This window comes from Saccharopolyspora hattusasensis (genome assembly GCF_050972075.1).
GTDB lineage: Bacteria > Actinomycetota > Actinomycetes > Mycobacteriales > Pseudonocardiaceae > Saccharopolyspora > Saccharopolyspora hattusasensis.
This window is the reverse complement of the sequence record NZ_JBPCDC010000001.1, coordinates 1,030,978-1,054,781: the sequence shown is the minus strand read 5'-3', so window position 1 is coordinate 1,054,781 and position 23,804 is coordinate 1,030,978. Positions and strand designations below refer to the sequence as shown.

Annotated in this window: 21 protein-coding genes; 13 read left to right on the top strand and 8 right to left on the bottom strand. The window is 63.9% G+C overall.

Annotated features, from left to right (window positions below):
- Window positions 1-39: 39 nt before the first annotated feature.
- From ACRXBZ_RS04955 to ACRXBZ_RS04945, 3 genes are all read right to left on the bottom strand, one after another.
- Window positions 40-1,488 (bottom strand): IS1380 family transposase, encoded by a 1,449-nt coding sequence (locus tag ACRXBZ_RS04955; RefSeq protein ID WP_433877998.1) that lies wholly within the window; start codon window positions 1,486-1,488, stop codon window positions 40-42.
- Window positions 1,489-1,581: 93 nt separating this feature from the next.
- Entirely contained in the window at window positions 1,582-1,851 is a 270-nt protein-coding gene (locus ACRXBZ_RS04950; protein WP_433877997.1) for a hypothetical protein, read from the bottom strand.
- A 281-nt stretch (window positions 1,852-2,132) separates the two neighbouring features.
- On the bottom strand, window positions 2,133-3,905 hold the full coding sequence (locus ACRXBZ_RS04945; protein ID WP_433877996.1) for a sigma-54-dependent Fis family transcriptional regulator: 1,773 nt from the start codon (window positions 3,903-3,905) through the stop codon (window positions 2,133-2,135).
- 310 nt (window positions 3,906-4,215) lie between these two features.
- Here ACRXBZ_RS04945 and ACRXBZ_RS04940 point away from each other — a divergent pair, with 310 nt between their 5' ends.
- The 10 genes from ACRXBZ_RS04940 (at window position 4,216) to ACRXBZ_RS04895 (ending at window position 14,997) form a co-directional block, all read left to right on the top strand.
- Window positions 4,216-5,847 carry a ferritin family protein gene (locus tag ACRXBZ_RS04940; protein ID WP_168589640.1) on the top strand — a complete coding sequence of 544 codons (1,632 nt, stop codon included), beginning with the start codon at window positions 4,216-4,218 and terminating at the stop codon, window positions 5,845-5,847.
- A gap of 78 nt (window positions 5,848-5,925) precedes the next feature.
- Window positions 5,926-6,969, top strand: coding sequence for a 2Fe-2S iron-sulfur cluster-binding protein (locus ACRXBZ_RS04935; protein WP_433877995.1), 1,044 nt, complete (start codon window positions 5,926-5,928; stop codon window positions 6,967-6,969).
- A gap of 83 nt (window positions 6,970-7,052) precedes the next feature.
- A complete protein-coding gene (locus ACRXBZ_RS04930; protein WP_433877994.1) occupies window positions 7,053-8,159 on the top strand; it encodes an aromatic/alkene monooxygenase hydroxylase subunit beta in 1,107 nt (368 codons plus the stop codon).
- A 2-nt stretch (window positions 8,160-8,161) separates the two neighbouring features.
- Window positions 8,162-8,497 (top strand): propane 2-monooxygenase effector subunit MimD, encoded by a 336-nt coding sequence (gene mimD, locus ACRXBZ_RS04925; RefSeq protein WP_210435820.1) that lies wholly within the window; start codon window positions 8,162-8,164, stop codon window positions 8,495-8,497.
- An 80-nt stretch (window positions 8,498-8,577) separates the two neighbouring features.
- Window positions 8,578-9,624 (top strand): amidohydrolase family protein, encoded by a 1,047-nt coding sequence (locus ACRXBZ_RS04920; protein ID WP_168589637.1) that lies wholly within the window; start codon window positions 8,578-8,580, stop codon window positions 9,622-9,624.
- A complete protein-coding gene (locus ACRXBZ_RS04915; protein ID WP_433877993.1) occupies window positions 9,621-10,367 on the top strand; it encodes a metal-sulfur cluster assembly factor in 747 nt (248 codons plus the stop codon). The genes ACRXBZ_RS04920 and ACRXBZ_RS04915 overlap by 4 nt, the downstream gene beginning before the upstream one ends.
- Window positions 10,364-11,389, top strand: coding sequence for an NAD(P)-dependent alcohol dehydrogenase (locus tag ACRXBZ_RS04910; protein WP_433877992.1), 1,026 nt, complete (start codon window positions 10,364-10,366; stop codon window positions 11,387-11,389). Before ACRXBZ_RS04915 ends, ACRXBZ_RS04910 begins: the two co-directional genes overlap by 4 nt.
- A 45-nt stretch (window positions 11,390-11,434) precedes the next feature.
- A complete protein-coding gene (groL, locus tag ACRXBZ_RS04905) occupies window positions 11,435-13,084 on the top strand; it encodes a chaperonin GroEL (RefSeq protein WP_433877991.1) in 1,650 nt (549 codons plus the stop codon).
- Between the two features lie 498 nt (window positions 13,085-13,582).
- Entirely contained in the window at window positions 13,583-13,828 is a 246-nt protein-coding gene (locus ACRXBZ_RS04900; protein ID WP_433877990.1) for a hypothetical protein, read from the top strand.
- A 104-nt stretch (window positions 13,829-13,932) separates the two neighbouring features.
- A complete protein-coding gene (locus ACRXBZ_RS04895) occupies window positions 13,933-14,997 on the top strand; it encodes an alcohol dehydrogenase catalytic domain-containing protein (RefSeq protein WP_433877989.1) in 1,065 nt (354 codons plus the stop codon).
- A gap of 16 nt (window positions 14,998-15,013) precedes the next feature.
- Here ACRXBZ_RS04895 and ACRXBZ_RS04890 read toward each other — a convergent pair whose 3' ends face one another.
- From ACRXBZ_RS04890 to ACRXBZ_RS04880, 3 genes are all read right to left on the bottom strand, one after another.
- Complete coding sequence (locus ACRXBZ_RS04890) at window positions 15,014-16,486, bottom strand: ATP-binding protein (RefSeq protein WP_433877988.1); 1,473 nt, start codon at window positions 16,484-16,486, stop codon at window positions 15,014-15,016.
- 293 nt (window positions 16,487-16,779) lie between these two features.
- A complete protein-coding gene (locus ACRXBZ_RS04885; RefSeq protein ID WP_433877987.1) occupies window positions 16,780-16,953 on the bottom strand; it encodes a DUF397 domain-containing protein in 174 nt (57 codons plus the stop codon).
- Window positions 16,950-17,804, bottom strand: a complete 855-nt coding sequence (locus ACRXBZ_RS04880; RefSeq protein ID WP_433877986.1) for a helix-turn-helix domain-containing protein — start codon at window positions 17,802-17,804, stop codon at window positions 16,950-16,952. The genes ACRXBZ_RS04885 and ACRXBZ_RS04880 overlap by 4 nt, the downstream gene beginning before the upstream one ends.
- 883 nt (window positions 17,805-18,687) lie before the next feature.
- Between ACRXBZ_RS04880 and ACRXBZ_RS04875 the strand changes: the two genes are divergently transcribed.
- Together ACRXBZ_RS04875 and ACRXBZ_RS04870 are read left to right on the top strand one after the other, a co-directional pair.
- Window positions 18,688-19,113: a response regulator transcription factor gene (locus ACRXBZ_RS04875; RefSeq protein ID WP_433877985.1), complete on the top strand. Its 426-nt coding sequence runs from the start codon at window positions 18,688-18,690 to the stop codon at window positions 19,111-19,113.
- 491 nt (window positions 19,114-19,604) lie between these two features.
- Entirely contained in the window at window positions 19,605-19,751 is a 147-nt protein-coding gene (locus ACRXBZ_RS04870) for a hypothetical protein (protein WP_433877984.1), read from the top strand.
- 227 nt (window positions 19,752-19,978) lie between these two features.
- Here ACRXBZ_RS04870 and ACRXBZ_RS04865 read toward each other — a convergent pair whose 3' ends face one another.
- Window positions 19,979-20,233 (bottom strand): Smr/MutS family protein, encoded by a 255-nt coding sequence (locus ACRXBZ_RS04865; RefSeq protein WP_433877983.1) that lies wholly within the window; start codon window positions 20,231-20,233, stop codon window positions 19,979-19,981.
- 289 nt (window positions 20,234-20,522) lie between these two features.
- Window positions 20,523-21,947 (bottom strand): MFS transporter, encoded by a 1,425-nt coding sequence (locus ACRXBZ_RS04860; protein ID WP_433877982.1) that lies wholly within the window; start codon window positions 21,945-21,947, stop codon window positions 20,523-20,525.
- Between the two features lie 350 nt (window positions 21,948-22,297).
- On the opposite strand from ACRXBZ_RS04860, the gene ACRXBZ_RS04855 reads away from it, so the two are divergent.
- Window positions 22,298-23,716, top strand: coding sequence for a glycosyltransferase family 4 protein (locus tag ACRXBZ_RS04855; protein ID WP_433877981.1), 1,419 nt, complete (start codon window positions 22,298-22,300; stop codon window positions 23,714-23,716).
- Window positions 23,717-23,804: the final 88 nt, after the last annotated feature.

The following is a 23,804-nucleotide window of genomic DNA, read 5'->3' as shown; positions in this document are numbered from 1 at the left end:
GTTGTCCGGGTCCTTGGTCGGGGCCGGTGGGCCGGGTGGTCAGGGGATCGCGGGGAGTGTTCTCAGTGTGGTGAGGATCCCGGCGAGCAGGTGATGTCCGGGTGGGAGACGCAGGATGGCTTGTCCCGCATGGGAAATCAGGCGCGCGGGGACGCAGATGAGCCGGTGCCGTAGGGTTGCGATCATGGCTTTGCCGCCACGGATCCCGTGTCCTGTCACGGTTTCGCCATCGGGCTTGCCGGTGAGTTCGTGTAGCCAGGCGGCAATGTTCACCGCCAGCAGCGCGCCGTGCATCCAGGCGGTGTTGACTTCCTTGTAGCCGCTGGGCAGATGTCGTAGCGCGGCGCCATGTTTGCTGTCGCGAAACAGGTTTTCGATCGTGGTGCGGTGGCGGTACCAGTACTCGACCGCGACCGCCTTGGCTGGGGTGGACACGTCAATGTTGGTGCAGATGAACGAGTAGGCGTAGATCCAGTCAGCACTTCCGAGTTCATCCAGCGGCAGGGTGCGCTGGTTGGGGTGCAGGGTGCGGCGCCGCCGGGAACGGGGATCGGCCGAGACCTGGGAGATGTCCAGTTTCACACGGCGGATGAGGATCTCGGTGCCGGTGGGCCACCAGTTCGGCCTGTAGGAGGCGACCGCGACCTGCGCGCCGGTCATGTCCCGGGCGTCGGTCCAGTCGTCCTCCGAGAGCCCGTCCAGTAGCCGCCACAGAGGTGCGATGCGTTTCGCGCCGATCGCGAACTCCGCACCCTCGGCCAGCGCCGCCCGCGCGAGGGCACCGTCGAAATAACCGGTGTCGGCCCGTAGCCGTATCCGGGCGCCCCGCACCGCACGCGGCAGGCCTTTCAGCGCCCGCCGTAACATCGCCGGTGCGCTCGCACGAGCGTCGTCGTTGCCGGAGAACAACTCCGCAGCCAGCACTGCTTCGGTCTCCGCCCAACACGCCACATGCGGACGCCCCACACGCCGGCCCTCATGGTTATAGGCCACGCCGCGTTTCTTACGCCCGTAGACTTCGACATCGGAGGTGTCCAGGTCGATCGTCACGGAGGCGGCCAGCCGCGCCCGCCGCGCCGCGGGCGAGAGCTCATACGCGCGTTCGGTGACCGCGGCGATCCCGGCCTCCACCGCCGTCCATTGTGGATCAGTGAACCGCCGTGCCAGACCGGCTGCGGTCGTTGAGGGCAATCCCGGCACCGGCGAGATCTTCTGGCCGGCGGCATCCTCACGTACCCGGTCCAGACCGACCAGGAAATCCTGCCCGGCCAGCTGCGCGCACGCCAGCCCCACCATCAGCTCACCCGGCCCGAAGCCTCGGTCCCGTTCCTTAATCGGCCCGACCGCCTCATCCAGCTCCGCGATCACACCCAGCCGGTCCACCAGCTCGGTCACCGCCGCCATCCCCGACACCTGGGTCAACGACAAATCCGGCACACCGACCCGCACCTTCGCTAGCGTGCGCCGACCATCAACTACACTGCCCACCAGATGGGTGTCCTCTCCGACCAGATGAAATTGACTTCACAATCAACATCATCCCAGGTCAGAGCGACACCCATCACCATATCCCGCCCCAAATCACACCCATACTCGCGGATTCGGGTCTGAGATGTCCAGAACGCCTTTGTATGGTTTCACCGTCAGTTCGACTTTACCAAGCGTCAGCATCCCGCGTACGGCCTTTTCGAGGTCGGCCAGCAACTGACTTTGCCCTTCCGTCCAGCACATGGCTTTGGGGACGCGCAGGAGGATTCGCACATCCAAACCGTTAGTGGAAACCGCCGTGACAAAGCCAAGTTCGGTCAGGGAATGCTGCTCACCCGGTGGATGGATTCCCCCCCAGGACATCCCACACCTGCCGAAGCAGACTGCTGTTCATTTCAGCGTTCATCCTCAACGGAGCTCCTCCCCGGCGTTGGCTGGCGATTGCCCACACCGCCTGAGATTTCGTGGTCGTGCGATAACGCGGCGCCTGCAGCCGTGTGTGCCGGGACGTTCCCGAGGTTGTCGCGGAGCCCGGGATGACGGGAATCAAACACCGGCCAAGAGCTTTTGTATATCTCAATATGAGACAATCCTCGCAATTTTGCCGCGTCACGGCCACCTACATCTGCCCCACGGAAGTCCGGTCAGAGGTCGATGCCGAATTCTTTGATCTTGCGGTAGATCGTCGCGCGGGAGACGCCGAGCGCGGCGGCCGCGTCTTTCTTGTTGCCCCGGTTCTCCGCGAGGCTGCGAACGATGGCGTCTCGTTCGAGGGCCTCGATCTGGGTGAGCGTGCGGCGTGACAGGGCGCGACACACCGGTGGCAGCTGATCGACGCCGATGGTTCCGGAACGTTGCCGCTGGATCACCTCATGCAGCACCTGACCCAGCTGCGCGACGTTGCCGGGCCAGCTGTACTTCGACAGTTGCCGCATCGTCTGAGGTGAGACGGTCAGGTCGGCGCCGTGACCGAGCCGACGGAGCAGGTGCGGCACCAGTTCGTGGAGGTCCTCGATGCGGTGGCGCAGCGCGGGCACGGGCACGGTCTCGCCGAAGAAAGGCAAGATCAGCGCGTCGAGGGTGGTGTCGTGGCTTGCGGTGCTGATGGTTGCGCCGACCCAACCGGCGTGCTCGCGTCCTTGGAACAGGTCGGCGAGGACGGCCAGCCGAGCCTGCCCCAGCGTGTCGAGGTCGCGCAGGATGATGCTGAAGCGCTCCCTGTCGAGTTCTTGGGCAAGGATTCGGTCGCCGGCGGGACCACGGAGATCGGCCGCCGAGAGAACCCGCGTAATTGCGGACGGGTTGTATTGTGCTGCCGCTGCTTTGAGCGTTTCGCAGCGACCGGCACCGGGCTCCCCGGAGACCACGACCCACCGCCCCTCACGCACGCAACGCGCGATCTGCTGGCAGCTGCGGCGCCACGAGACGCTGGAGCCGACGACGCCCGGCAGCGGGTGGGTCTGCACGGCGGCGGAAACGAAGGCCGGGGACGCTTCGACGATCAGGTGCACGTGGAACAGGGCCATCGTGGCGCGGCTTACCTGGGGAAAATCTTCGGCGCTGCAGAGCCGGACGGTTTGCCCACTCGGCAGGGTGGCGACGAGGCGGGGAGCGGTGGTCGCGGTCGAGTCCACCGCGTGCTCGAGCAGGGCGGCCTGGTCCCGGGCGTCCAGCTCCTGGCGTAGGTGCCCGTTCATCAGGACGAGGTCGTGACCGAAGGCCAGCACACCGTGCTGTGGGGAGCGGCGGCAGGCCCTCATGTAGGCGTTGAGCAGCGCGGTCTCTTGCTTGCTGGCCTGCGCGAGTAGTCGCCCCTCGATCTGATTGGTGGCGGTTTTGGCGAGCGTGGCCAGCAGGGAGCCGCCGCCGTCGTCGACCCAGCCCGTCAGGTCGAGCGCGCCGATGAGGATGCCGGATATCGGGTGGGTGATCGGGACGCCGGCGCAGGCCAGGCGGCCGAGCTGCTCGGCGTAGTGTTCGGAACCCATCACCAACGTCGGCGCACGGGTTTCGAGGGCGGTGCCGATCCCGTTGGTGCCGACGAATTCCTCGGCGTAGCTGTATCCGGGAGCCAGCTGGACGGCGTCGAGGTGGCGACTGAGGCCCCTGCTCGCGCCGATCCTGGTCAGTACGACTCCATCGGCCGAGGTCAAGATAACGCTTACCGCCTCATCGGCCAGCCCGTCGGCCAGCTGCCGGAGCACCGGCGCGGCGGCCGTGGCGAGCGGGCAGTCGAGGTTCGGTTCCCGCACGAAGGGCAGGTGTGGCGAGTCGACCTGCACGCGCAACGCTTGCGAGCGGCGCCACGAGGTCAGGATGCTCTCTCGCACGACGGTGCTATCGGGTTCGTGTGTGCTCAGGAACCGCTCGCGCGCTTCCTGCACCTCTCGGGTATTGATCGGTAGGCGACGTGGCATGTCTGTCCTCTCGATTCCGGCCGCCGGCAGGCGCGGTTTTCGCGCACCGCGGGCCGCCCTGCCCGGTTCACCGGGCACGGTAGCCACGTCTCAACGTGAGATAAGTCTCAGATTGAGACGCTCGCCACAGCCTGCTGCGGGGTTCCATTTCACCGCGATGACGGGCGTCGTACAAGGAGATGACGGGCGTCGAACACGGCGATGACAAGTGTCGAACGCGGCGATGCCAAGTGTCGAACACGGCATCGAATCGCCCCTCAGCTGCGGACCGTCGTCGGACCAAGAACCCATCCCACCCGGGAGGCAGGCGTTGAGCAGGCAGAGCCTGAGCAAAGCTCACAAGAAGATCACCGAGCTCTCGTGGGAGCCGACGTTCGCCACTCCGGCGACCAGGTTCGGCACCGACTACACCTTCGAGAAGGCCCCGAAGAAGGACCCGCTCAAGCAGATCATGCGGTCCTACTTCCCGATGGAGGAGGAGAAGGACAACCGCGTGTACGGCGCCATGGACGGGGCCATCCGCGGCAACATGTTCCGTCAGGTGCAGCAGCGGTGGCTCGAGTGGCAGAAGTTGTTCCTGTCGATCATCCCGTTCCCGGAGATCTCGGCTGCGCGGGCAATGCCGATGGCCATCGATGCCGTACCCAACCCGGAGATCCACAACGGGCTCGCGGTGCAGATGATCGACGAGGTTCGCCACTCGACGATTCAGATGAACCTCAAGAAGTTGTACATGAACAACTACATCGACCCCGCCGGGTTCGACATGACGGAGAAGGCGTTCGCGAATAACTACGCGGGCACCATCGGCCGGCAGTTCGGTGAAGGGTTCATTACCGGTGACGCCATCACCGCGGCGAACATCTACCTGACCGTGGTCGCGGAGACCGCGTTCACGAACACGCTGTTCGTGGCTATGCCCGACGAGGCCGCGGCCAACGGTGACTACCTGTTGCCGACCGTGTTCCATTCGGTGCAGTCGGACGAGTCGCGGCACATCTCCAACGGCTACTCGATCCTGCTCATGGCGCTCGCCGACGAACGGAACCGTCCGCTGCTCGAGCGGGACCTGCGGTACGCGTGGTGGAACAACCACTGCGTGGTCGACGCCGCGATCGGCACGTTCATCGAGTACGGCACGAAGGACCGCCGCAAGGATCGGGAGAGCTATGCCGAGATGTGGCGTCGGTGGATCTACGACGACTACTACCGCAGTTACCTCATCCCGCTCGAGAAGTACGGGCTGACGATTCCGCACGACCTGGTCGAGGAGGCGTGGAAGCGCATCGTCGACAAGGGCTACGTCCACGAGGTGGCCCGGTTCTTCGCCACCGGGTGGCCGGTCAACTACTGGCGGATCGACGCGATGACCGACGCCGACTTCGAGTGGTTCGAGCACAAGTACCCCGGCTGGTACTCGAAGTACGGCAAGTGGTGGGAAGAGTACAACCGGCTTGCCTACCCCGGCCGGAACAAGCCGATCGCGTTCGAGGAGGTCGGGTACCAGTACCCGCACCGGTGCTGGACCTGCATGGTGCCCGCACTCATCCGCGAGGACATGGTCGTGGAGAAGGTCGACGACCAGTGGCGGACCTACTGCTCGGAAACCTGCTACTGGACCGACGCCGTCGCTTTCCGTGGCGAGTACCAGGGCAGGCCGACGCCGAACATGGGCCGGCTGACCGGATTCCGTGAGTGGGAAACCCTGCACCACGGTAAGGATCTCGCCGACATCGTCTCCGATCTCGGGTACGTCCGCGACGACGGGAAGACACTCGTGGGCCAGCCGCATCTCGATCTGGACGACCCGAAGAAGCTGTGGACTCTCGACGACGTGCGGGGCAACACGTTCCAGAGCCCGAACGTGCTCTTGAACGAGATGTCCGACGCCGAACGCGAAGCCCACATCGCCGCATATCGCGCAGGCGCAGTTCCGGCCTGACCCGGGTCGGCGGGTGGCGTCGTGTCCACTCCGGCGCCACCCGCATCACCACATTTTCCGAGCCAAGGAGACAAACCCGTGGCCGACATGCACCGTATCAACTTCGAGCCTGTTGACATCGAGATGGAAGTCGGCGAGGAGGAGAACATCCTCGATGCCGCATTCCGGCAGGGAATTCACCTGATGCACGGCTGCCGCGAGGGGCGGTGCTCGGCCTGCAAGTCCTATGTCCTCGACGGCGAGATTCAGATGGAGAACTACTCGACCTTCGCGTGTAACGACGCCGAGGTCGAAGAGGGATTCGTGCTGCTGTGCCGCTCACATGCCTTCAGCGATTGCACCATCGAACTGCTGAACTTCGACGAGGACGAACTACTCAGCGGTGTTGCCATCCAGGATGTGCGCACACAGGTGGTTGCGCTCGAGCCGATGACCAAGGACATCGTGTCGCTGCGTCTGCAGCCCGTCGATCCCGCGGCGTACGAGTTCAAACCGGGACAGTACGCCGACCTGCAGATCCCGGGAACGGGGGAACACCGGTCCTTCTCCATGGCGACGACACAATCGACGCCGGGACAGGTCGAATTCCTCATCAAGAAGTACCCGGGAGGCAAGTTCGCCCGCCTGCTCGAGGACGGGATCTCGGTGGGTGACGAGATCTCCCTGACCGGCCCCTACGGGTCGTTCACCCTCAAAGAGGGGCACGTCCTGCCGATTGTCTTCATCGGAGGCGGAGCAGGGATGGCGCCGATTCTGTCGCTGCTGCGGCACATGAGCGAAACAGGCAACACCCGGCAGGTGCACTTCTACTACGGAGCCCGCACCCCACGAGACCTGTTCTACCTCGACGAGATCCTCGAGCTCGGGAAGAACCTGACGGGCTTCACGTTCGTGGCCTGCCTCTCGGAATCGACGGACCCCTGGCCCTCGGGCCAGATCGCCGTCGAGGAAGGCAATGTCACCGACGTCGTCAGTCGCCGTGAACCGGACATCGGCAAGTCCGAGGTCTACCTGTGTGGGCCGCCGCCGATGGTGGATGCGGCGCTCGAACTGCTCGAGGCGAACAACACCCCGAAGGATCAGGTCTTCTACGACAAGTTCACCAGCCCAGCCTTCGAGTAGTCGCAGCAGGAACCCACCAGCCTTCGAGTAGTCGCAGCGGGAACCCATCTTACTTTCTTCGCCGACAAGAACTGAGAAACGAGATGACTGAAACCACCGGAACCAGGCAACGCAGCTTCCCCAAGATCGAATTCACCGACTCCGAGGCCGGCGCGCTGGAGTTCCCCAGCTCCCGAAGCCGCACCTTCAACTACTACAAGCCGGCCAAGTTGCGCTCGACGATGTACGAGGACGTGACCGTCGACGTACAGCCCGACCCCGACCGGCACCTGACCCAGGGGTGGATCTACGGCTTCGGCAACGGCCCCGGCGGATACCCGCAGGACTGGACGGCCGCGCAGTCGGCGAACTGGCATGCCTTCCGCGACCCGAACGAGGAGTGGGACCAGACCATCTACCGCAACAACTCCAAGGTCGTCCACCAGGTGGAGTTGTGCCTGTTCAACGCCAAGCGCGCCCGGGTCTACGACGCATGGGGCACCCCGTGGTTGACGTTCATCGCCCGCAACCTGGGCGCGTGGATGCATGCCGAGAACGGGCTGGCGCTACACGTGTTCACCTCCATCCAGCGTTCCTGTCCGACGAACATGATCAACACCGCTGTCGCGGTGAACGCCGCCCACAAGATGCGGTTCGCTCAGGACCTGGCGCTGTTCAATCTTGACCTGTCGGAGGCTGCTGAGGACTTCGACGGGGCGGCGCACAAGGAGGTCTGGCAGTCCGCGCCCGAATGGCAGCCCACCCGTGAGGTCGTCGAGCGGCTGACCGCGGTACCGGATTGGTGTGAGCTGCTGTTCGGCTCCAACATCGTCTTCGAGCAACTGGTGGGTTCTCTGTTCCGCAGCGAACTGGTCATGCAGATCGCCGCCGGCAACGGCGACTACATCACGCCCACGATCGTGGGCACCGGTGAGCACGACTACGACCGGGACCTCGCCTATACCCGCAACCTCTTCCGGTTGCTCGTCCGCGACAGCGAGCACGGGGAGTCGAACAAGGAGCTGTTCCGCACCTGGCTGGTGGCCTGGGTGCCGCGGTGTCTCGCGGCGGCGCGGGCGCTGCAGCCGATCTGGTCGCAGCCGGCAGACAAGGCGGTCACCTTCGCAACCAGTCTCGACGCCGCCACGGCCAAGTTCCGTTCCCTGCTCGATGACATCGGGCTCGACATCCCCGAGGAGTTGGACAAGTGAACATGCAATTCGGTTCGTCCACCGAGTTCTCCAACATGTGTGGCGTCACCTTGATGAACACCCCCGTCGGCCGGGTCGTTGCGGAAGTGATGGGCGCGAAGGACGGCGTGGAGCTAACGGAGTACCCGTCGATGATCCGCGTCGACGGCCAGCGTCTGCTCACCTTCGACTACGACGAGCTCACCGAGGCTTTGGGCGAAGAGTTCGACGGCTCCATCTTCGAGGAGATCAGCTCCACCCACTACGGGCGCATGGTCCACCTCGACGACAAGACCCTGCTGTTCGCCAGCCCCGAGGATGCCGCCGAGTACATCGGGTTCGATCTCACGGCGAAGTGACCGTGCCCGTCTGGGGCCACTGCGGTGGCCCCAGACGGACCACCCACCATCTATCCGAACCAGGACCAAGCGAGGACTCGATGTACCAGAAGGATGGCGAGAATTACTTCATCGTCGATGCGCACATCGCACTGTGGGATGCTCGTCCCGAAAACCAGCTCAACGTCCACGGCAAGCAGTTCATCGACTGCTTCTACGACTACCACCGCAACCTGAGCCCGGAGTCGGAGCTGTGGTCGTACGAGGAGTACCTCTACTACGGCGGCGAGCGCCTGATGCGCGACCTGTTCACCGACGGGTACGTCGACCACGCGATCTTCCAGCCCGCCCGCCTCGGGGCCTTCTACCGCAACGGGTTCGGGCAGACCGAGGAAGCTTTCGCGCTCGCCCAGCGGTATCCCGACAAGCTGACCTACAACCACTGCTGGGATCCCCGATTCGGGCAGGCCGGGCTGGACCAGCTCCGGCGCGACGCCGAGCGGTTCAAGCTCAAGGGTGTGAAGCTCTACACGGCCGAGTGGCAAGGCGATTCACGCGGGTACAAATTGGACGACCCCTGGAGCTATCGCTACCTGGAGACCTGCCAGGAACTGGGGATCACCAACATCCACATCCACAAGGGACCCACCATCCGGCCGCTGGACCGCGACGCCTTCGACGTCGCGGACGTCGACAAGGCGGCATCGGACTTCCCGGAACTGAACTTCGTCGTCGAGCACTGCGGTCTCCCTCGGCTGGAAGACTTCTGCTGGATCGCAACCCAGGAACCGAACGTGCACGCCGGCCTCGCCGTCGCAATGCCGTTCATCCACACCAGACCACGGTACTTCGCCCAGATCATCGGCGAGCTGCTCTATTGGCTCGACGAAAACCGCATCCAGTTCTCCAGCGATTACGCCCTGTGGACACCTCGATGGCTCATCGAGCGCTTCGTCGACTTCCAGATCCCCGAGGACATGCTCACCGAATACGGGCAGATCACCGTCGACCAGAAGAAAAAGATCCTCGGGCTCAACGCGGCAGCCCTCTACGGCATCGACGTTCCCGCAAACCTGCAGTTGGCCGAGCCGGCCGGACAGGAAGGCGTCGAGGTCGCTGCCGGGGCGCGGGAGACCGTGGCGTCATGACCGCCACCGCTGTCTGCACGGAAGAGGACGTCATCGAAGCGCTGTCGACGGTCATGGACCCGGAGTTGGACGCGCCGATCATCGATCTGGGCTTCGTCCGGTCGGTTACCCTCGACGACGACGGAGTCACCGTCCACCTGCGGCTCCCCACCGCCTTCTGCTCGCCGAATTTCGCCTACCTCATGGCCTCCGACACACTGGATGCCCTGCGCCTGGTCGAGGACATCGGTCAGGTACGGGTGCTGCTGGACGACCATCACGACAGCGAAAAGATCAACGCCGGTCTGGCCGCCGACGCGGGCTACGTCGGGACGTTCGGCCCCGAGGCGGAGGAGAGCCTACGTGAGCTGCGCAGAACGTTCCTCTCCAAGGCGCACGCAGCGGCGATGGAACGGTGCGTTGAGGCGCACCTGAAGCGAACCGACCTGCAAGCGAACGAAATCTACCGAATCACCCTCGGCGACCTCGCGCCAGGAGAGAACAAAGACGCGCTGCTGCGCCGCCGCGCCGGCATCGGACTGAGCAGCTGCCCGGCCAGCCGGGTGTTCATCGACGACAACGGCAAGCGCATACCTCCCGAGTCGGTGCCCATGCGCCTGCGACTCGCCAAGTCGGTGCGTATCTCGATGGAAGGCAACGCCCACTTCTGCCGTGGCCTGCTCGCCACGCGCTACACCGACAGCGAGTCCGTCGGCGCGGCGCCCCGGATCACCAACCTCAGAACAACCAGGAGTCCGCGATGAAGGCCGTGCAGGTTGTGGGATACCACACCAAGTTGCAGCTCACCGACATTCCCGAACCCACGGTCGAGGGCCCGCTCGATGTCATCGTGCGAATCGGCGGTGCCGGCGTCTGCCGCACCGATCTGCACATCCTCGAAGGGCAGTGGGAGGAAAAGAGCGGCGTCGATCTGCCCTACACGATTGGCCACGAAAACGCGGGTTGGGTCCACGCCGTGGGCGGTTCCGTCACGAACGTCGCGGTCGGCGACAAGGTGATCCTGCATCCACTCATCACGTGCGGGCTGTGCCGCGCCTGCCGCTCCGGCGACGACGTCCACTGCCAGGACAGCAAGTTCCCCGGCATCGACGTCAACGGCGGCTACGCGGAATACCTGCGTACCACCGCCCGCAGCGTGATACGGATCGACGACTCGCTCGAGCCGGCCGACGTGGCTGCGCTCGCCGACGCGGGCCTGACGGCGTACCACGCGGTCGCGAAGGTGGCGAAGACGACCCGGCCCGGGGACGTGTGCGTGGTGATCGGTGCCGGCGGGCTCGGCCACATCGGCATCCAGGTCCTCAAGGCGATCTCCGGAGTCACCGTGGTCGTGCTCGACCGCAACCCCGCCGCGGTCGAGCTCGCGGTGCAGATCGGCGCCGATCACGGCATCGTCGCCGACGGCACCCACATCCAGCAGGTGCTGAACCTGACCGGTGGGCACGGCGCCGAAGCCGTCGTCGACTTCGTCGGCGAGGGCGGCGCGACCCGGGAAGGAATCGCGATGCTGCGCCGCGCGGGAAACTACTACGTCGTCGGATACGGCGAGAACATCGACGTCCCGACGATCGACGTGATCTCCACGGAAATCAACTTCATCGGAAACCTCGTCGGCTCCTACAACGACCTGCAGGAGCTCATGACCCTTGCTGCCCAGGGCAAAGTCGCTTTGCACACGACCAAGTACCGCCTCGAGAACTTCCAGCAGGCACTTGACGATCTCGATGGCGGGCGGGTGCGCGGCCGGGCGATTCTCATCCCGTAGAAGACCGCAATCTCCGTACGAGAAAGCACGAAGGGAATATCAGCCATGGCCAAAGAGCTGCGGTACAACAAGGAAGCACGGTCGCGGCTCGAGCACGGCGTCAACGCCCTCGCCGACGCGGTCAAGGTGACCCTCGGCCCCAAGGGACGCAACGCGGTACTCGAAAAGCTCACCGGACCCCCCACGATCACCAATGACGGCGTGACCATCGCCCGCGAGATCCAGCTACGCGAACCCTTCGCCAACATGGGCGCCCAGCTGGTCAAGGAAGTGGCGATGAAAACCAATGGTGTGGTCGGCGATGGAACCACCACCGCGACCGTGCTGGCTCAGGCGATGGTCCGCGAGGGGCTCCGGGCCGTCGAAGCCGGCGCCAACCCCATGCGAGTGCGCCGCGGCATCGAGCGAGCCGTGTCCGTGGTCGTCGACTCGCTCCGCGATCAGTCGTCCCAGGTCAGTGGCCAGATCGACCTGCAGCGGATCGCGACCCTCGCCGCCAGTGATGACGAAACGATCGGACATGCCATCGCGCAGGCCGTCGACTACGTCGGCAAGTCCGGAGTGGTCACCACCGAGGAGAGCGACACTCTCGGATTGTCCGTCGACATCGTCGACGGCATCGAGTTCGACCACGGTTACACCTCCGGGTACATGGTCACCGACCCAGAGCGGATGGAAGCGGTGCACAACAATCCGCTGATTCTGCTGACAAACAAGAAGATCACCCAGGTGCAGGAAATCATGCCGAGCATCGAGGTGGCCAAGCGCGCCGACCGGCCGCTGGTCGTGCTGGCCGAGGAAGTCGACGGACCGGCTCTGCAACTCCTCGTCGGCGGCAACATGCACAAGACGATGCAGTCGGTGGTCGTGCGAGCACCCGGTTTCGGGCACCGCCGCGTCGCCGAACTGGAAGACCTCGCGGTGGCGCTGGGTGGACATGTAATCGCCAAGGACACCGGCATCGAGCTGTCCGAGGTGACTGTCGGCCATCTCGGTTCGTGTGACCGCATCACGGTAACCGAGAACGAGACGACAATCGTCGGCGGTCACGGGGACCAGCGTCTCCTCGACGCCCGTCTCGCGCAGCTCGAGGCCCAGCGCGAGCGTGCCAAGATCGACGCCGACCAGGAAAGCCTCGAACTGCGCATTGCCCGGCTCACCGGACGGGTCGCCGTCATCCGAGTGGGCGGCGCCACCAGCGTCGAGCTCAAGGAGCGGATGCTTCGCGTCGAGGACGCTCTGGCCGCCACCCGCGCTGCGGTGGAGGAGGGGATCGTGTCCGGTGGTGGAACCGCACTGGTGCAATCACACCGGGCACTCAAGGATGTCGATCTCCCCGAGGACGAGGCAATCGGGTGGGCTGTCGTGCGACGCGCTCTTGCCGAACCCCTCCGTTGGATCGCGATCAACGCCGGCTTCGACGGCGACGAGGTCGTCGAGGTGGTCGCCGGCTTGCCGCTCGGGCACGGGTTCAACGCCCTCACCGGTGAATATGTCGACATGTTCGACGACGGTGTGATCGACCCGTTCAAGGTCACGCGCGCCGCGCTCGAAAGCGCCGCATCGATTGCGGCACTGCTCATCACGACCGAGACCGCCGTCGTGGAGGAGATCATCGGCAACCCCGGCGCGATCGTCGCTCCCGGCTTCGGCGATCTCGCCGAAGGCATGGTCCGGCCGTCCAACATCTACTGAGGTTCAACGCTGTCGAGCAACGGCCATACCTCGCCCTGATTCGTCCCGGGGAGATGACGCCGTCATGTTCCGTACTGGGCGGTCGCGGCGGTCGAGTGGTCGTGATTGGCTAGCCGCGGGGCGGGGGCCCGGGCAACCTGCACGGGTCCCCGCCCGCTCGCGACTTCTGCCGCGCTGGGGCGTCTCGAGTTTGTGGCGCCACCGGCGCCACCGGTAGCAGCCGGTCTCACGAGATTTGAGAAACGCGAAAAGCCCCAATTTCAATGGAACTTGCGGGGTGGCGGCGTGTCGGGTCACGACACACCGGTGGCTGTGGACAACTTCCGCAATTTCAATGGAACTTGCGGGGTGGCGGCGTGTCGGGTCACGACACACCGGTGGCTGTGGACAACTTCCGCAATTTCAATGGAACTTGCGGGGTGGCGGCGTGTCGGGTCACGACACACCGGTGGCTGTGGACAACTTCCGCAATTTCAATGGAACTTGCGGGGTGGCGGCGTGTCGGGTCACGACACACCGGTGGCTGTGGACAACTTCCGCAATTTCAATGGAAATCGGACCTCTCGGGCAAGATCCGCTGGACCCCGGCCGGACCTGCCGCTGGGCCTTGCGGCGACGTGCAAGATCGACGCCTTCGGCATCAGCTACATCAGCTACATCGGCTACATCGGCTACATCGAGTGTCCCGCCAACGGGTCGATGATCCACTTCTGCGGTCCGGCCCGGGTCGAAGCAGTCCCATAACGAGACAGCCATGTGTCAACGGCGTCACTAGCGTCGGTCAAGCCGACGTGCCGGCCAACCAGCAACGAGCCGGGCGTGCGACGTGCGACCAACGGAGGTAGCAGATGAAGGCACTTGTTTACCACGGTCCGGACAACAAGGCCTGGGAGGACGTACCGGACGCGGCCGTGCAGGAACCCACCGACGTCGTGGTCAAGGTCGATACGACCACGATCTGCGGTACGGACCTGCACATCCTGCAGGGCGATGTTCCAGCGGTGACCGACGGCCGGATCCTCGGTCACGAGGCGGTCGGCACGATCACCGAGGTCGGGGCCGCGGTTCGCGGGTTCTCCGTGGGAGACCGGGTGCTGGTCCCGGCAATCACCAAGTGCGGTCGCTGTGAGTACTGCCAGCGGGGCATGCCGTCGCACTGCCAGACCGTGGGCGGGATCGGCTGGATCTTGGGCCACCTGATCGACGGTACTCAGGCCGAGTACGTTCGTGTCCCGTACGCGGACACGTCGCTCTATGCCGTTCCGGAGGCCGTCAGCGACGAGCAAGCGATCTTCCTCGCCGATTCCCTGCCGACCGGCTACGAGGTCGGCGTCCTCGCGGGCAACGTCCGACCCGGCCACACGGTCGCGGTCGTCGGCGCTGGTGCGGTCGGACTGTCCGCAGTGCTCACCACCGGTCTGTGGGGCGCGTCCAAGGTGATCGCGATCGACTCCAACAAGTTCCGCCTGGAGAAGGCGCTGGAGTTCGGGGCCACCGACGCAGTCGAAGTCGGACCCGGCACCGTCAGTGACGTCATCGCGCTCACCGACGGGCTCGGCGTCGACGTCGCGATCGAAGCCGTCGGCTATCCGGAGACCCTGCTCACCGCCGCATCGATTGTGCGGCCCGGCGGCACCCTCGCCAACGTCGGCGTGCACGGGACACCGGTCGAGATCCCGATGCAGGACATGTGGATCAGCAACGTGACCATGACGATGGGCCTGGTCGACACCGTCTCGATCCCGACCCTGCTCAAGATGGTCGCCAGCGGGCGCATCCCGTCGGAGAAGATGGGCACCCACTCGTTCACTTTCGACCAGATCGACGAGGCCTACGACGTGTTCAAGAACTCCGCGGCCAACCAGGCGCTCAAGGTCGTGATCACACCCGGCCGGCACTCGAACACTCCGTGAGCCTGACGCTTGCCAACTAGCCTCCGCCGTTCGGTAGTGGATCAACCACGACCGAGCGGCGGAGGCGTTCCACGGGTCCGACCTGCCACATCAGTGACTTGAGCCGTCGAGGAAACCGGGCCGCAGACCCGCTGAGCCGCATCGCCGCCGCACGGCCACCACGGCCGGGGCCGCGCCGTTCTCGAGCACCCGCGCCGCGGATCTTGAGGCACACCGGCGGATAGAAATAGTCTACAATGGACTTTTGATCGGCCGTGACACCCACGCGGCGATCTGTGTGCGGGAGCGGAAACCGAGCTTGACCCGGATGTGCTCGACGTGTGATTCGACCGTTCGGGGGGGCGATCATCAATCTCGCTCCGATCTCTTTGTCGCGCAAACCCTGCGAGACCAACTCGGCGATTTGCAATTCCCGGCGAGTCAACACGATTCGAGCATCGGTCCCGGCCGGGCGAGCCGTGAGTGTGGGCGCCGCGACTGGCTCTCTCACTGCGGTGCTTATGGGGTTAGGCCCCCCGCTGGTCGCCGGCGGCACCGAGGACTTGCACCAGTCGCGATACCGCAGCATGACCGAGGCTTCGTCCCCTGACTCGCTCAGCAATTCGCGGCCATAACACCGGAACGTCTCCGGCAGCCAGTACCGTGCGCGCGAGTCCTGATCGATCCGGACCAAGATCGACTTCTTGACCAGGTGGGTCAGGTAATAGACCACGTCGTCAGCCCGCATCCCGCTGCCGGCGCCGACCTTCTCGCCCGCCTCTAGATCGAACTCGCCAGGGAACACCGACAGGCGGGCCCACAGCGCGCGCTCATGCTTCGAGCAGAGTTCGGAACTCCACTGCGCCGAGGCACGCGCATCGCGATGCAGCGGTGATCGAGCAACGCTGGAAGAGGTCGTCAACAGCTGGAACCTGTTCGGTAATCGTTCTACGATCTGGTGCACCGACAGCGCCTGCAGCCGAAGCGCGGTTATTTCGATCTCCAGCGGAATTCCGTCCAATCGCCGGCAGAGCGTCGCCACAGCCGCGGCGTTGCGGTCGTCGAGTACGAACCCGGAGACCATCGCATCGGCGCGATCCACGAACAAGCGCACCGCGTCGTACTCGTCCAGCGCCGCTGGGGACAGCGTCACACCAACGGGCGGCACCGACAGGCTCGGCACCGGCAGGACGCACTCGCCGAGGATCGACAGAGTTTCCCGGCTCGTCGCCAGGATCCGCAACCCTGGCGCAGCGCGCAGTGCCGCGTCAGCGAACTTGGCGCACGCCTCCACCAGGTGCTCACAGTTGTCGAGCACAAGCAGTGACTGCTTGTTAGCGAGCTCCTTCGCGACCGTATCGATTCCGGTATCGCCGATGCACTCAGGGAGCCCGAATGCCTCGACCACCGTCGGCACGACCGACCTACCGTCACAGATTGAGGTGAAGTCGACAAGCCGCACACCATCCGGGAATGCTCGGCGCACCTCTGTGGCGAACCGCCGCGCCAACGTGCGACTCCAATTCAAACGCTACCCGTTCAACAACGGACGTGATTACCGCGACCGTGCAACCCGCCACGTCCTACACCGAATTAACGACTGCTGGACTTGCCGCACGTGCACGTTCAGCGTGCCTGAACAGCGATACCTCACCTGGCAAGGAGTCATCGAGGATCACCGAAGACAGAACGGTAAGACCTGATACGCTCGCCGCGTCCGAGGGACGGTTAACCACACCGACGCATTCAACCCTTCTGACACAACGGTGCCCCGGTACGACGTACCGGGGCACCACTGTTTTTTTAGCGGTCGAACCGACCCGCCCTCACCGCCTGAACGAACGCGGACACGTCCACTTTCAGGATCGGCCCGTCCGGGTCCTTTGAATCGCGGATACGGTCCAGGGGAGTGGTTAATTCGACACACGCGCCGTTTGACTGACTGTAACTGGATTTCATCCAGCGGTCGGTACTCATGGTGCAACCTCCATATCATTTGCAATCTTAGAGATAAGATCGGTTGATTCTCCGGGGCTCATGGCAATACTTTTAAGTTTATTTATTGACTTATGATAGGCTGCCACTTCATGTTCGTTGGGAATGAATGCCCCCGAGCTGTAATGTTCAAAGTAAACCACCGGAGAGGCGTCTGGAAATTCGTACATGATGAAAGGACCGGCCCATCCCGGATGCCAGCCGATACGTTGCGGTACTATTTGAACCCTGATATTTTTCCGCTCACTCATGGCGGCTAGGTGTCGTAGCTGGTCTATCATTATCGGGTCAGACCCGATAGGCTCGTATAGCGCAGCTTCACCAATCAGGGCGTCGAACCGTACCGGTTCATTTACACGTGTGAGCACGTCGCGCCTACCGGCAGCGACCATTACGCGTAGCTCAATATCTCTTTCCGGCTGATCATCAGCCTGATATATGGAGCGCTTGTAGTCCGAAGTTTGCAACAGTCCGGGGATGCCAATAGGTATCCATTCGATTATTGAGACTGCGCTACGTTCGCACTCAACCACACCGGCTAGTTGTTGCGGGATTCCCTCCATTCCAACTGTGAGCCAGTTGGGCTCGCGTACATGGCGAGCAAGCGAAAGAATCCGCTCGCGTTCTTCTGGCGACGTACGAACGGCCGCCAAAATCATTGCGACCTGTTCGACGTTTGGCACCCTATGTCCGTTTTCCCACAATGAAATACTTGTATCAGATAGGCCGAGAATTCGCCCAAGTTCGCGAACACCAATTCCACTCGCAAGGCGAGCTTCGCGCAACGCGGCGCAGAGCGCCCTAGCGCGTGGTGATCGAGTGCTTACAGGCATGAAACACATCCTATCGTCATGATAGCTTACGTAGATCACCCGATTTGAGCATTGCCGCTTCCGATGCGCAAGCACCCATAGTGCTTACTAGTACAGCAGATGCTTACGGAAGCAGACTTGAGATCGGGAAGCGAGGGACCGTCATGGCAGGTCGGGGCATCGTTCCACTACCGCCGATCGACCCAACAAGGGGCTCCCGGACGGACGATGACGAACAGGTTGTGCCCTGTGCCCCGTCGCCGACCGTCCGGCGGTACTCGCCAGAAGCAGCGCTAGCAGGCGTACTACGCGTGACTCAAGCCACGTGCGACGAAGCAGCCGAGAAACTCCCCCGGGGCAAGTGCACGGAAACGCTGCTACGAGACGTAGAAGTCTGTCTTATCAACGCTGTAAAGGCCCTCCTGCACTACCAGACCTATGCGGCGAAGAGTGATGCTCCGGGCGATGGTGAGGCGCAATGAGCGGATTGGACTTATTCGCACCAGCGCCCGCCATGGAAGGGGACGCGGGACCGCCAACGGTCCGTGTGGTCTGGACTGACCATCTCGGGTTCGCACACGAACGCGAGCCCGGAACCATTGCGACGTCGCGATGCGGGCTCAACATGGGCAAATCCAACACGCCACCAGCCGCGAGAGCCTGCCCCGACTGCCTTGAAGAGGCATTGCGGGAAGAGTCACCGGCCAAGGTGATCAGCGGACGCCACAGGCGCACCGCTTAACCCCAGACACGGCCCGTGCCGGTCAACCGCAACGACGCGGTACGCCCCCCGGCCCGGCATGGTCCGTTCGCGGCCGGTTGGCGTTCATTGGGCCTGTCACGCCAACCGGCCGCATCCACGTGATTCCCTCATTTTCAAACTAGTACGAACGGTTTTAATGTAGTGAGAACGTCCCCGCAAAGATTCAGCAAAGACAAGTTGATAAATCTCACCAAGGCGGAGAGGGACGTTATATATTGTGTCGCCTGCGAACTTACCGACGATGAAATTGCAATGCGGTTGTACATCTCGAAAGATACCGTAAAGTCCCGATTGGGTAATATCTACCGCAAGTTTAATCTACGCAACCGTGTCGGTGCTGTGATTCTGGGATACGAGCTCGGAATCCTCACTCCGTCATATTCCGAGCAATTCCGAAATGCGGAAGATTCGCCGATTGACCATACATCCCACATATGTCTTCCGGTCTGCCAACAAGACATGAAAGAAATGGAAGCTTTAGCGGATCTTATTGCCAGGCGCATGAAAAAGTATCTCATCACTGAGGCCATGAGCCCACAATGGGAACAAACGAGAAGCCGATCTTAGTCGCGACCCCGCCACCTGTACGATGCCCCGCACCCCTGGTGCGGGGCATCGCCGCATCATGGCCGTTGTGCACATTGCACACATCAGCACGATCAGGCGCATCAGCCGTTACAGTGCGTACAGGTGGATTGGGGCGTTTGTTTTGATCATGACATCATGCGGCAGAGGCCGCGAGATCGGCCGCTGCTTCATAACCCATTTCGCGAGAAATTGACGTTCACCCGGGTGAACGTCAATTTCTCGCGAAATTGCGCACCCCCGGGTCAGCGGGCCTGGTGGACGGCGGCGTTAAGCTCCGTCACGTTCACCGCGCGCTCGGCCGACCATCCCACCGGTGCTCGGCGACCAGTCGCCGCACCTCATACTTGCTCACAGGGGTCTCCTTCAACGTGGTGGACGTGAGAAACCCCCGGCATCCGCCGGGGGAAACCCACCAGGAGCGAGGCCCCGCCCCTTCATCACATCAGAGGACCTTGTCCAGGAAGGCGCGGATGCGGGGATTGGTGTTGTTGTCGGAGCAGAAGTCCGCCGGTGGGAGGTCGGCGACGATCTTCCCGCCGTCGACGAGGACGACGCGGCACGACGCCGGCGACGTCGAGGTCGCCGGTGACGACCTCGAAGCGGCGCCCAGTATCTGAGCGTGTGCGGAGAGTGGCGATCAGCGGCGAAAACCGGCGCCAAACAGCGACGATTCGGCTACCGGCGGTGAATTGCGTGTTTCGGGGGAGGGGGCGGGGACGAACTGCGGATCAGCTTCTAGTCCCGTTTCGCGCAACCCGGCTGCGTCGCGGCGCAGCTGCACAGACTGATCTTGAACACCGTTCGCCTGTCTCCAGGATGCCGCTGTGGATGTGGCGGTGTTCGCCTACCTCAAGTGCACCAGCACCATCCCGTCGTTGCCGGGGGCCACCTCCACACGCCGGTACAGCTTCTTGATGTGGGGCTGCTTCAGCATCGCGAGAACGCGGTTCTTGAGCTTGCCGGAGCCCTTGCCTGGAATGATCTCGACGAGCGGCAAGTTCTGGCCGGCGGCACGGAAGATCGCGTTGCGTACCGCATTGTCGATGTCCCTGTCGCTGCGGAAGATCGGGTGAAGATCCACGGTCAGCTTCTCCGGCATCGCGTTCTCCTAGGGTGATCACTGAATTGGCTCCCGCCCTGGACCCAAGCATGATGCGAGCGGGAACCCAAGCCTCGTGCGCAGGTTGAGCACGGACGCGCACGGCTTTGTGCCCGTAAATGACCTTCAGTCACCACCCACGACGCCTCGAATAGTTGATCTTGTTGTGGTGGCTGGTGGCTGGTGGCGTGGCTGGTGTCTGGTGGCTGAGTGGCCGACGAGCCGATCAATTCGCGCGCTTGGCCGCATGGGCTGTCGTTCAGGACGGCTGAGACCCGTGCGGAACGCATCAGCCTGGTTGCCGGGTGGAGGTGGCGCTCGCCTGCGTGCGCACGGCGTCGCCGGCCTGTGGGTGGAGGCGTAACGCCCCGGCGGTGGCGATCAGCGCGGTCAGCCCGAGCAGGGTGAAGGCCACGGGATAGGCCGCCCCACTGCGCGCACCGAACACCATCTCACCCAGGGGCGCGCCGAGCCGCAGAGCTACCGTGGCCAGCGCGATGGCCAGCCCGGTGGACAACTGCTGCGTGGTGGCAGCCAGCGTGTTGGCGTCGCGCATCTGCTCGGGCGGGACATCGCTGAGCCCGATCGTGGCGTACGCGGTCAGCCCCACCGAGCGGGCGACCCCGGACAGCAAGGCCAGCGCGGCGAGCACGGGTAACGGGGTGGAGGCGGTGGTAAAGCCGAGACCGATCATGGACAGCGCGAGGGTGATCGTGGCGGCGAGCAGCACCGGCCGGAAGCCGAAGTGGTTGAGCAATGGGGTGGTCGCCGGCTTGATCGCCAGGTTGCCGACGAAGATGAAAAGCACCATCGTGCCCGAGGTGATCGCGCTGTAGCCGAACACGTTCTGCCACATCAGCGGGCACAAGAACGGTGCGGCTCCGACCACGATCCAGAACAGGAACCCGCTGGACTGGGAGAGACGGAAGGTCGGCACGCGCAGCGTGTGCAGGGTGACCAGCGGGTTAGGGGTACGCAGCAGGTGCCAGCCTGCCACGCCGAGGCCGGCGAGACACAGCGCGGTCAGCGTGGTGGTCACCGGCCAGCCCGTGTCGCTGTCCGAAATCAGGTGCGCGGTATAGGTGAGCCCGCCGAGCCCGCCGCAGGTGAGCACCAGGCCGAGCCAGTCCAGTGGTCGCTGGGCCTTCCCGCTGTCGGCTTCCCCGACCAGTTTCCACGCCACAACAGAGGCGAACACGCCGAGCGGCACGTTGATCAGGAACAGCCACTGCCAGGACGCATACGTGGTGATCAGTGCACCGGCTAGCGGTGCGACGACGGGTGCCACCAGACCGGGCCACACGATGTAGGCCATCATCCGCAACAGGTCCGGCTTAGCCGTCCTGGACAGCACTGCCATCCGCCCGACGGGCACCATCATCGCGGCTCCGACGCCCTGCAGCACACGCATGGCCACCAACACCGGAAGGCTGCCGCTGGCTGCACAACCGAGCGAGGCCAGGGTGAAAATCACGATCGCGGCCAGAAACACCGGCCGGACACCCAGCCTGCTGGTCAGCCAGGCGCTAAGTGGGATCAGCACGGAGAAGGTGACGAGGTAAGCCGTCATCACCAGGCCGACCGCAGTCGGTGGCACGCCGAACGACTCGCCGATGCTAGGGGCGGCCGTGGTGACGATTGTGCTGTCCAAATTCTCCATGAAGAAGCAGCCGGCGACCAGGAACGCGGTATTCCGCTGGCGCGCGTCGATCATGGCTGTCCTCACGGCATGAATTTATGGAATAGCGAACGCGCACCACGCCTCGATCCGCTCACGAGCCTCGGAGCTGACCGTGGCATCACACTGCGCGGTCCGTTCAAGGCCCCCCATGGTCGGCTGGGAATCGCGCGACCTGAACCAGACGCGGCAAACAGCGGTCCGAACGGGCAACCTTAGTGCACTTCTTCCTCTGGATCGCTGAGTCTGATGCGCCGTTCGGATAAGAAGTGACGGCGCCAACCGCAGCAACCTCGGGGCGCACGGCCAAGGCAACGGCGCCTTGGGTACTGCCTGCTCAGACAAAAAACGTGGTGGGCTCTGGCGCAGCGAAAGGAGGTTCCGGCATGGGATCCCGCAGGCCAAGTTCGCTGGTCGAGCGCGGACCGACCTCGCGAGCTTGGGTCAGCCTCGCCGGGCGATCCGCTTTCCCGGAGCGTCACCGCATTTCAACGCCCATTCCGCACACATCCCGAACATTCTCATGCTGGACCGAGCTACGCGCCAAAGGTACCCATCGGAGTGCGCCAAGCACGGCGTCCACGGCTGTGCGGCGATCCGGCAAGCCGCGCGGGTGTAGCTGGAAACGGCATCCGGAGGTCATCATTGCCAGTCAACGCCCCGCGCGCATAGTTGTCCACGATTACCTGGGGCATCCGTTCCAAATCGAACTCAGCCGCGAATTGGCACGGCGAGGACATGATGTCCGTCATGTGTACTGCTCGGCCATCGCAGTCGGACAAGGGAATCTGCAGGCCGGAAAACCAGAATCCGGCCGCCTGTCGATCATTGGTGTGCCTCGGCAACAACACCCGAGTCCGGGCCCTGACACATACGGCCAAGACGTCGGCAGCCTCATCAGAGACTTCAAACCCCACGTGGTGATTTCGGGGAATAGCCCGGTCCCGGTTCAGCGGCACATCCAGCGAACCTGCGCTGAGCAGCGAATCCGGTTCGTGTACTGGTTGCAGGATGTCTACTCCGCGCGTGCACCCAGCGCGAAAACCCGCCCCTACGACTGGGAACGCACCGCACGGTGCGAGAAGGCCACCTTGCTGAGCAGCGATGCGGTTGTTGCCATCGCAGAGCCGTTCGCGGCTTTCGTTCGTCAGTGGGGGGTGCAGCCGGAGCACATCACGGTGATAGAGAACTGGGCGCCGCTAGCAGAAATGGAATGCGACGGCGACGACTGGGCACCGGCGAGCTCCTGCCGCAGTTCCGGAGAGCCCATTCTCCTCTACTCCGGCACGCTGGACGATCGTCACGGCGCAGACCTGCTGGTGCGGTTGGCGAAGGCCTGCGATGCCCGGAACACCGGCGTCCTGTTCGTCGTCAGCGAGGGAAGCGGCCGCCGTGCACTGGAAAGTGCACGCGCACTAGGAATACGTCGGATGCAGTTATACGACTTTCAGCCCTACGACCACGTCCCGCGCATGTTCGCGGCGGCTGACGTGCTACTCGCTGGGCTGAGCACAGAGGCGGGTCAGATGTCAGTTCCCTCCAAGGTGCTGGCCTATCTATGCGCCGGACGCCCGGTGCTCGCTGCTATCCCCTCGACGAATCGTGCCGCGCAGCTGCTTGCGGAAATCGGAGCGGGGCAAGTAGTCAGCCCAGACGACCCGGATGAATACGTGGAAGCGGCGTTCGCCCTGCTCGCTGACCCCGCACGTCGGCAGCGCATGGGAAGCGCGGGACGGCAGTACGCCCGCCGTGCCTTTGCGATCGAGCCGATAGCCGACCGCTTCGAGGAGATCCTCGTGCCCTGACACCCCGGAGTACCTGATCGCACAGTAGTCGATGTGCAACGCGACGTATCGACGATCAGGAGAAAGGCCTAACGGCCAGGGCTGCGGA

Excerpts from the sequence above, each read along its gene's own strand:
- ACRXBZ_RS04945 (WP_433877996.1), bottom strand. The coding sequence starts at position 3,905 with ATGCCACGTCGCCTACCGATCAATACCCGAGAGGTGCAGGAAGCGCGC.
- ACRXBZ_RS04860 (WP_433877982.1), bottom strand. The coding sequence starts at position 21,947 with ATGATCGACGCGCGCCAGCGGAATACCGCGTTCCTGGTCGCCGGCTGC.
- ACRXBZ_RS04885 (WP_433877987.1), bottom strand. The coding sequence starts at position 16,953 with ATGAGTACCGACCGCTGGATGAAATCCAGTTACAGTCAGTCAAACGGC.
- ACRXBZ_RS04930 (WP_433877994.1), top strand. The coding sequence starts at position 7,053 with ATGACTGAAACCACCGGAACCAGGCAACGCAGCTTCCCCAAGATCGAA.
- ACRXBZ_RS04895 (WP_433877989.1), top strand. The coding sequence starts at position 13,933 with ATGAAGGCACTTGTTTACCACGGTCCGGACAACAAGGCCTGGGAGGAC.
- ACRXBZ_RS04880 (WP_433877986.1), bottom strand. The coding sequence starts at position 17,804 with ATGCCTGTAAGCACTCGATCACCACGCGCTAGGGCGCTCTGCGCCGCG.
- ACRXBZ_RS04870 (WP_433877984.1), top strand. The coding sequence starts at position 19,605 with ATGCGGGGATTGGTGTTGTTGTCGGAGCAGAAGTCCGCCGGTGGGAGG.
- groL (WP_433877991.1), top strand. The coding sequence starts at position 11,435 with ATGGCCAAAGAGCTGCGGTACAACAAGGAAGCACGGTCGCGGCTCGAG.
- ACRXBZ_RS04910 (WP_433877992.1), top strand. The coding sequence starts at position 10,364 with ATGAAGGCCGTGCAGGTTGTGGGATACCACACCAAGTTGCAGCTCACC.
- ACRXBZ_RS04920 (WP_168589637.1), top strand. The coding sequence starts at position 8,578 with ATGTACCAGAAGGATGGCGAGAATTACTTCATCGTCGATGCGCACATC.
- mimD (WP_210435820.1), top strand. The coding sequence starts at position 8,162 with ATGCAATTCGGTTCGTCCACCGAGTTCTCCAACATGTGTGGCGTCACC.
- ACRXBZ_RS04865 (WP_433877983.1), bottom strand. The coding sequence starts at position 20,233 with ATGCCGGAGAAGCTGACCGTGGATCTTCACCCGATCTTCCGCAGCGAC.
- ACRXBZ_RS04915 (WP_433877993.1), top strand. The coding sequence starts at position 9,621 with ATGACCGCCACCGCTGTCTGCACGGAAGAGGACGTCATCGAAGCGCTG.
- ACRXBZ_RS04950 (WP_433877997.1), bottom strand. The coding sequence starts at position 1,851 with ATGTCCTGGGGGGGAATCCATCCACCGGGTGAGCAGCATTCCCTGACC.
- ACRXBZ_RS04855 (WP_433877981.1), top strand. The coding sequence starts at position 22,298 with ATGGGATCCCGCAGGCCAAGTTCGCTGGTCGAGCGCGGACCGACCTCG.